The following is a 7,525-nucleotide window of genomic DNA, read 5'->3' on the forward strand; positions in this document are numbered from 1 at the left end:
TGGGGGATCAGGCCATCGGCTCGTCGGCAAGTGCGACGATGATCTCGCTGCCTTTGGGAACGCCGAGCCCCGTGCAGGCGCTCCAGCCGTCGCCGGCGTCGTAGCCCTTGCCACCAACGCGGTTGTTGCCTTGGCTGATGAGCCGGAACAGGTTTGGATTGGCGTAAAGCGCCGGATTAACAAAGCCGATCGGTTCGCCGCGCGCGGCGTTGACGATGGCAATCAGGCCCGCCCATAGCGGGGTCGCGGCACTGGTGCCGTCCATGACCTTCTCGGCGCCATTGACGATGATGCGATAACCGGGTGTCGAGGCAGCAGCGCAGGCAACATCAGGGACACCGCGCCTCACAGCACCGTCGTTGAGCGAGGCCGGCAGGGCCAGCTTCGACTGATAGTCAGGCACCGGAAACACGTCGCTGATTCCGCCGCCCGTTCCGTTGAACCCTTCCTTCCAGACCACCTCGCTGGCAATCATCGCATTGCCGGCATCAAGCGTCGGCAACGACCCACCGCAACCGAGCGCGTAGGGGCTCGATGCTGGGAACCAGACATGGACGAAGCCGTCGCTCAATCCGGCCGTCGCCAGTTCATCACCCGCGGCGAAGATCACGCTCACCCGCAGTCGCTGCGCGTCGGCGAGCGCCGCCTGGATGGCATCGCGCCCAGTATTGGTCCAGAACTTCTCGGCTCGCCCCCAACTCACTGACAGCACTTGCGGCCGGTTGACGTCATCGAGAATGGCGTGATGGATCGCCCCCGTCAGGTCGTCGGCTGTGTTGTCGGCGAAATACACCACGATGCGAGCCTTGGGCAGCAGGCTCGCCAGTATTTGAAGATCGAGCGCGATCTCCTGATCTGCCGCCGTGCCGCCGCCAAACAAATTGCCTGATCCCGATACCGTCACATCGATCACCGCGGGCGGCTTGCGCTTCATTCCGGCTAATGCGCTCACAAGATCCGTGGCGACATAGCCGCCTCCCAAGGCAATGATCCCAACACAAATGCTAGAAACGTCGCGATCGAGCGGAATGCCGTAGAGCCTTGCGATCTCGGTCGGCCACAATCCAGGCCCGGCGCCCGCTCCGGCCAGAGGTTTCAACCTGGTCACGTCTGTCGCCAGCGGCCGCTCGTCGAAACCAAGGATCGCACGCGTCCATGGCGCCATCTCGGCCGGGACCGTCAGTTGCCCGACCCGTGCTCGAAACCTGCGCTGTCCGTCGTCATAGACGCGCAGCGTCGCGCCGAAGATCGATGCCATCTGCCGTACCGTGCCTTCAAGCGTGACGGTCCGCGCCAGCAGATCGACGCGGCCAACGGTCAGACCGTTCGCGGCCGCGAGCTTCGTCACCCGCGCTGCCGCCCGGGCGTGAGTCCGGCGACGCTGCATTTCGAGCGCAGGACGCGAGATCGGCTTGTTCAGACGCGCAAGGTCCCCGGCGCTGCCTGGCGCAAATTTGTCGGGAGTACGACGCTTCAGATGCACGACGACGGCAATCCGCTGATCCGGATCGACGTCGCCGATGAAGGTCGCGCCCTCGGGTGGGACGCGACGGCTGCCGGCAAGCGGAACTTTGCGTTCGCTCATGACCGTCATCCGAGGGCGGTCATTTCCCTGCGCATCTGCTCGCCTTCACGGGATTCTGCGTATCGTCAAACGCACAGAACGGAATCGACCAGACGAAATCGGCGGCTGTCGCGATCTGGCTCAGTCCAGGCTTGCCCTCAAAGATCGGCGGCTGGCTGCTGAACGTCCAATACCACGCGGGAAGCAACGGTCCGAGCGGGCCCACGGGTCCGTTCGGGCCGAATGAAAGGAATCCCGCTGAGGACGTCGCCTTGCCGTTCTTGTCAAAGACTGCGCGGCCGTGACATGTCATGCATGACGACGTAGAGACGAAAGGATCCTCGGTAACCGAGTTGCCGACCCTGATATCCAGTCCCAGATTATCGACGAAATCGCTCTGCGAGCCTTTGAGACAGTAATTCTGATACACGGGATCGATGTCGGCATTCTTGAACATGGCGGAAAGCGCTGGCGTCTTGACGCAATCGGGATAGCCCTGCCCTGCAACCGGATTCGACGGCACGACCGAGGTCTGGGCGCCGAACCCATCCCTGCAGCCGACGATGTCGCAGCGGGCCGGGTTGAAGGTGTGTTCGAATGTCGCCCACGTCCAGTTCGGGACGAGCTTGCTGATGACATGCATCGACACCAGCGCATATTGAACATTATCAGCGGTATTGACGTGATAGAGCTGGGGCACCTGGGCGACAGTCACTCGATTGTTGGTGAAAGCCGGAATGTCGCTGACCGCGACCCAGTTTGCCTTGACTTCGATAGAATCGGCCGGGAACGACAAAGTCTTGCCGAAGGCGGCCTTCAGGCCTGAAACCTTGTAGAGATTATTCTGCACGATGAAGTCGAATGTCGCCTTGTTGTGGCGTGTTTCCTCTGTGAAGCCCTGCGAAATGCCGGGTGGAAGCGCCGGTAGCAGTCCGCCGCTTTCCTGGACGCCCTCGCGCGCGATCTGAGGGAGAATTGGCCGCCGCAACACCGGCGGCGTCGCGGCAGTCGGAAATTGCGGGTTGGGCTTGAACGTATCGGTGTCGCTCGCCCAGGTTTCGAATACCGCATTGCTGCCGCCCGCCCGGCCGTTGGCCTGGATGAACAGTTGCCACGCGACTTGATCCGGCGCGGTCATCGCGGGATTTGGAACAGACTGTGCCGCCGCCGGAAGACCGGGCAGAAAAAGCAAGCTGCAAAGCATCGCCTTCTCGATCGATCGCCTCATGTCACACTCCTCAGATGCTCAAGGCTGAAATCCGTCGCTCATTCAATTCGAGTAAAGGTCAAGCCACGCCTGCGGCCACTTTTGCCCAGGAGGCATGAAGCCCGCCAACAGGGCTGCGAACACGCGACGCGCATGACCGTAATCATCAAGTCCCTGATCAGCGGCGGGATCGCGCATCCACTCCGCATCGCCGAGCCGTATGCCCTTCGGGGTCATGCACGCGATATCGCCGGAACGAAACAGCGGCCGGATATCCTGGTCGTAGCTTACGGCCATTTGATCGCTCCGATCGCATTATACTTTAAGTTGCAGCATGTGGAAATAACATTCTGTGACTTCCGCCGGCCTGGTCTGCCGCGCATCCCTTATGGACTGCACTTGAACCAGCTCGCCGCAGCAGCGGCTACACCCGCCTATCGCGTTTGAACTTCTTCAGCGGCGACTCCTCGGGCCATTCGCCGTCGACCTCGTCTTCGTCCGACCCGGCATCGAACAGCGTGAGCCGCGGCGGCTTCGGCTCGTTTGCGCATGCCTTCGGCTTCTCGGGCCACAGCTGAACCTCCGCGATCCCGCCGTGAAATTACCGGCTTTTCCCGGCATCAGGCGGTTGAGACCAATGAAACCCGACTCAATCCAGAGGACACGCTGGCCATGAAACGCTCACGCCGGGTCGTGCTGACCATCATGGGAAGTGCGGCGGTCGGTGCGGTCTCGATGGGGCTCGTGCCCCAGTCTGCCTGCGGCCCCGGCGGCGGGGCGATCCCCGGGCCGGGTAACGAGCCATGGTGCCGTCCCATCCATGGCGGCTTCGGCGCCACGCTGCATCATATGCACGGCGGGGGTCACGGCCACGGCCATGGTGGCGGCTAACGAGATGCGGCGCATCGCCTGTCCCGAGCGCGACGATTGGCAACAGACCGCGGAAACCTGCGGCTTTGATTTTCACACCATCGATGGCGAGCGCTACTGGGACGAGCGCGCCTATTATGCATTCACGCTGGCCGAGATAGAGAACGAGATCGAGGCGGCGACCACCGAAATCGAGGCAATGTGCCTGGAGCTGGTCGGCCGCGCGGTCGACGACGAGGAATATCTGACGCGGCTGAAGATCCCCGAGAGTTTCTGGCCGTTCATCGCCGCAAGCTGGTACGACGACCAGCCGAGCCTCTATGGCCGGCTGGATCTCGCCTTCACCGGAAACGGCCCTGCCAAGCTGCTCGAATACAACGCGGACACGCCGACCTCGATTTTCGAATCCGCGGTGTTCCAGTGGACCTGGCTGGAGCAGGCGATCGAGCGACGCATCATCCCTCAAAGCGCCGACCAGTATAATTCGATCCACGAGCGGCTGATCGAAGCGTGGACGAAGATAGCGCCCGGCGCACATCTGCATCTGACGGGCACGGCCGGCAACAGCGAGGATCTCGGCACGCTCGCCTATCTGCAGGACACCGCGATGCAGGCGGGCCTTTCGACCACCCTGATCGATATCGAGGACATCGGCTGGCGCGCATCGGGCGGATTTGTCGATCTCGACAACCGCGACATGAAGCTCGTGTTCAAGCTCTATCCATGGGAATGGATGTTCAGGGACGCGTTCGGCAGCAAGCTTGCCGAAGCCGCAACCCGCTGGGTCGAGCCGCCATGGAAGGCGATCCTCTCCAACAAGGGCGTCCTGCCGTTATTGTGGGAGATGTTTTCAGGCCATCCCAATTTGCTCGCGGCCTATTTCGAGGACGATCCGCGCGCGCGGGAGCTCGGCGCCTCCTTCGTGCGCAAGCCGCTCTATTCGCGCGAGGGCGCCAATGTCGCGCTGGTCAGCGAGGCCGTGCCGTTCGCGCAGCGCGAGGGGCCCTATGGCAGCGAGGGTTTTGTCCGCCAGGACCTTGCGCCGATCCGGAAATTTTCCGAACAGTTTGCCGTGCTCGGCAGCTGGCTGGTCGATCACACCCCGTGCGGTCTCTCGATCCGCGAGGACGAGACCCCGATCACCGGCAACACGTCGCGCTTCCTGCCGCACGCGATCCTTTGATCGCGGCAACTCTCACCGCGCCGCGACTACCCTCAGCTGCGGCTGCATCGCGCCGAAGCCCGGCCGCGCGCCGCGCGCGGGGTTCGGCTGATAGAGGCCGCGGCGCTCGGGATAGGGCCTGAAGGCGTCGGTCATGCCGACCACGGTTTCGGCGGCGCCCAGCATCAGCATGCCGTCGGGCTCCATCATCTTCGCTATCCGCTCGAAGATCGAGACCTTGGTCTCCTGGTCGAAATAGATCAGGACATTACGGCAGAAGACGACGTCGAACCTGCCGAGATGGGAGAAGTCCTGCAGCAGGTTCAACTGCCGATACTGTACCATGCTGCGGATGTCGGGATTGATCTGCCAGAGTTCGCCGATCTGCTTGAAGTGCTTGACCAGCAGCTGGATCGGCAGGCCGCGCTGCACCTCGAACTGGCTGTAGATGCCGGCCTTCGATTTCTCCAGCACCTGCTGCGACAGATCGGTGGCGACGATCTCGATGCGCCAGCCGGCAAGCTCCACGGCCTTTTCCTTCAGGCACATCGCGATCGAATAGGGCTCCTGCCCTGTCGATGAAGCCGCCGACCAGATGCGCAAGTGTCTGCGCGAGGCCCGCGCCGACAAAAGCGCCGGCAGGACGGTACCGCTCAGATGATCGAAAGGAACCTTGTCGCGGAAGAAGAAGGTCTCGTTGGTGGTCATCGCCTCCACCACGTCCTTGATCAGCGCCTCCGCGCCGCCCTTCATCTTCACGACGAGCTCGGGAATTCCGGCAAGGCCCGCGCGCCGCGTCAGCGGCGCCAGCCGGCTCTCCACCAGATATTGCTTGTCGGCCGAGAGGTCGAGACCGGAGCGTTCCTTCAACAGCCTGCGCAGGAAGTCGTAGTCCGCAGGTGTCACGACCGGTCCCCTGCGAACAGACGGACGATCCTCGGCGCGATCTGGATCAAAGGGAGGATGGCCGAGCAGATGCCGGCATTGGCCGCGGCACCCGGCATGCCCCAGACCACGCTGGTCGCCTCATCCTGCGCGATCACGTTGCCGCCGGCCGCAACGATGTCCTTGCCGCCGCGCATGCCGTCCGAACCCATGCCGGTCAAGATCGCAGCGAAGGTGCCGGTCTGCCAGACCTCGGTCGCCGAGGTGAACAGGGGATCGACGGCCGGTTTGCAGAAATTCACCGGCGGGCCGTCGTCGAGCGCGATCACCGCGTCCGCACCGTGACGCACGACACGCATGTGGCGGCCACCTGGCGCCAGATAGATGGTGCCGGGTTTGACGGCCTCGCCATCGATAGCCTCATGCGCCGGCCGCTTGGAGGAACGCGCCAGGTGCTCGGCCAAAATCGTCGTGAAGGTCGGCGGCATGTGCTGGGTGATCAGCACCGGGAAGCGATCGATCACCGCGCCAAGTTCGGTGACGACGGACATCAGCGCCTGCGGACCGCCGGTCGACGAGCCGATCAGGAGCACGCGCGGCGCGTGCGGGCTGAACGGACGGGTCTTCACATTCGCCTGCGTCGGCAATGCCGATGCGACCGGGTGAGACACCGGACGCTGCGTCGGCTCCTGCGCAGGTGCCAGCGTCGGCTGCGCGGTGAACGGGCGCGTGTGCGAAGGCGAGGCCGGCGCACGGCGGACCTTGGCGCCGAAGGTGCGAATCTTCTGGATCAGATCGTGGTGGAAGATCTCGGCGGCCGCCGGCTCGCGGGTCGTTTCGGGCTTCGGAATATAATCGGAAGCGCCGAGCGAAAGCGCCTTGAAGCTGATCTCCGCATTGCGGCGGGTCAGCGTGGAGGCCATGATGACGATCAGGTCACGCTTCTTGGCGAGCAGTCTCGGCAACGCCGAAATGCCGTCGAGCTCGGGCATCTCGATATCGAGCACGGCGACGTCGGGCTTGATCCGCTCGATCTGGTTGACCGCCTCGAGCCCGGTGCGCAGCGAAGCCACGACCTCCATGTCCGGCTCGGCGCCGATCCAGCGCGAGACCAGCCCCCTGATGACGGCAGAATCGTCAACCACCATCACACGCAAGGGTTCGTGCCTTACGGCGATGGGGAAATGCGAACCTGCCAACGCAATACTCATTCTTCACCAGCCTTGACTGACGGCACTACCAACAAAACGCCGAGGGCCGTTCAGCCGCCGGGATCGAAAAGACATCAGATGAGCCCGACTTCCTGGAATTTCGCCGTGACGATATCCTTGTCAAAGGGCTTCATGATGTATTCGTTCGCACCGGCATGCAGCGCGCGCGCGATATGCGCGACGTCGTTCTCGGTGGTGCAGAACACGACTTTCGGCGCATCGCCGCCAGGCATGCGGCGCAGATTGCCGAGGAATTCGTAACCGTCCATGATCGGCATGTTCCAGTCGAGCAATACCGCGTCGGGCATGCTGCGCTTACAGGCTTCCAGCGCCTTCTCGCCGTCCTCGGCTTCGGTGATGTGGAAGTCCAGACCTTCAAGGATGCGGCGCGCAACCTTTCGAATGACGCTCGAATCGTCAACCACCAGGCATGTTCTCATGTGAGCCTCTTGCTTCCGTAGTCCCTAAAGGGCCGTTTCCCTAGTGTCGCAATGCACTGGCCGTTCCTGCGATTAAGCCGCCTTTGCATCGGGCGCCATTTCGAGCACGCGATCGACGTCGAGCACGACCATGAGCTGGCCGTCGAGGCGATGGACGCCGCCGGCAAGCTTGGCCATGCGCGGATC

8 protein-coding genes and 1 pseudogene are annotated in these 7,525 nt (G+C 63.1%); 2 read left to right on the plus strand and 7 right to left on the minus strand.

Annotation, left to right across the window (positions count from 1 at the left end; all coding sequences use genetic code 11):
- Positions 1–7: 7 nt before the first annotated feature.
- Genes A3AI_RS0137405 through A3AI_RS0137415 form a run of 3 tightly spaced genes read right to left on the minus strand, consistent with a single transcriptional unit; the run spans position 8 to position 3,068 of the window.
- Positions 8–1,585, minus strand: a complete 1,578-nt coding sequence (locus tag A3AI_RS0137405; protein WP_036051150.1) for a S53 family peptidase — start codon at positions 1,583–1,585, stop codon at positions 8–10.
- Between the two features lie 19 nt (positions 1,586–1,604).
- A complete protein-coding gene (locus tag A3AI_RS45610; protein ID WP_024520422.1) occupies positions 1,605–2,792 on the minus strand; it encodes a hypothetical protein in 1,188 nt (395 codons plus the stop codon).
- Between the two features lie 42 nt (positions 2,793–2,834).
- Positions 2,835–3,068, minus strand: coding sequence for a hypothetical protein (locus A3AI_RS0137415; RefSeq protein ID WP_024520423.1), 234 nt, complete (start codon positions 3,066–3,068; stop codon positions 2,835–2,837).
- A gap of 375 nt (positions 3,069–3,443) precedes the next feature.
- On the opposite strand from A3AI_RS0137415, the gene A3AI_RS44305 reads away from it, so the two are divergent.
- Entirely contained in the window at positions 3,444–3,662 is a 219-nt protein-coding gene (locus A3AI_RS44305) for a hypothetical protein (protein WP_036051118.1), read from the plus strand.
- Positions 3,663–3,666: 4 nt separating this feature from the next.
- Positions 3,667–4,824: a glutathionylspermidine synthase family protein gene (locus A3AI_RS0137430; protein WP_024520425.1), complete on the plus strand. Its 1,158-nt coding sequence runs from the start codon at positions 3,667–3,669 to the stop codon at positions 4,822–4,824.
- A gap of 12 nt (positions 4,825–4,836) precedes the next feature.
- Here A3AI_RS0137430 and A3AI_RS0137435 read toward each other — a convergent pair whose 3' ends face one another.
- From A3AI_RS0137435 to A3AI_RS49635, 4 genes and pseudogenes are all read right to left on the minus strand, one after another.
- Positions 4,837–5,709, minus strand: a complete 873-nt coding sequence (locus tag A3AI_RS0137435; protein ID WP_024520426.1) for a CheR family methyltransferase — start codon at positions 5,707–5,709, stop codon at positions 4,837–4,839.
- Positions 5,706–6,899, minus strand: a complete 1,194-nt coding sequence (locus A3AI_RS0137440; RefSeq protein ID WP_051382674.1) for a protein-glutamate methylesterase/protein-glutamine glutaminase — start codon at positions 6,897–6,899, stop codon at positions 5,706–5,708. Before A3AI_RS0137440 ends, A3AI_RS0137435 begins: the two co-directional genes overlap by 4 nt.
- A 74-nt stretch (positions 6,900–6,973) precedes the next feature.
- Positions 6,974–7,339, minus strand: a complete 366-nt coding sequence (locus A3AI_RS0137445; protein ID WP_024520428.1) for a response regulator — start codon at positions 7,337–7,339, stop codon at positions 6,974–6,976.
- A 72-nt stretch (positions 7,340–7,411) separates the two neighbouring features.
- Positions 7,412–7,525 (minus strand): annotated as a pseudogene (locus A3AI_RS49635) (chemotaxis protein CheW); the annotation flags it as partial.

This window comes from Bradyrhizobium sp. Tv2a-2 (genome assembly GCF_000472425.1).
Taxonomy (GTDB): domain Bacteria; phylum Pseudomonadota; class Alphaproteobacteria; order Rhizobiales; family Xanthobacteraceae; genus Bradyrhizobium.

Excerpts from the sequence above, each read along its gene's own strand:
- A3AI_RS44305 (WP_036051118.1), top strand. The coding sequence starts at position 3,444 with ATGAAACGCTCACGCCGGGTCGTGCTGACCATCATGGGAAGTGCGGCG.
- A3AI_RS0137415 (WP_024520423.1), bottom strand. The coding sequence starts at position 3,068 with ATGGCCGTAAGCTACGACCAGGATATCCGGCCGCTGTTTCGTTCCGGC.
- A3AI_RS0137405 (WP_036051150.1), bottom strand. The coding sequence starts at position 1,585 with ATGAGCGAACGCAAAGTTCCGCTTGCCGGCAGCCGTCGCGTCCCACCC.
- A3AI_RS0137445 (WP_024520428.1), bottom strand. The coding sequence starts at position 7,339 with ATGAGAACATGCCTGGTGGTTGACGATTCGAGCGTCATTCGAAAGGTT.
- A3AI_RS0137430 (WP_024520425.1), top strand. The coding sequence starts at position 3,667 with ATGCGGCGCATCGCCTGTCCCGAGCGCGACGATTGGCAACAGACCGCG.
- A3AI_RS0137440 (WP_051382674.1), bottom strand. The coding sequence starts at position 6,899 with ATGAGTATTGCGTTGGCAGGTTCGCATTTCCCCATCGCCGTAAGGCAC.
- A3AI_RS45610 (WP_024520422.1), bottom strand. The coding sequence starts at position 2,792 with ATGAGGCGATCGATCGAGAAGGCGATGCTTTGCAGCTTGCTTTTTCTG.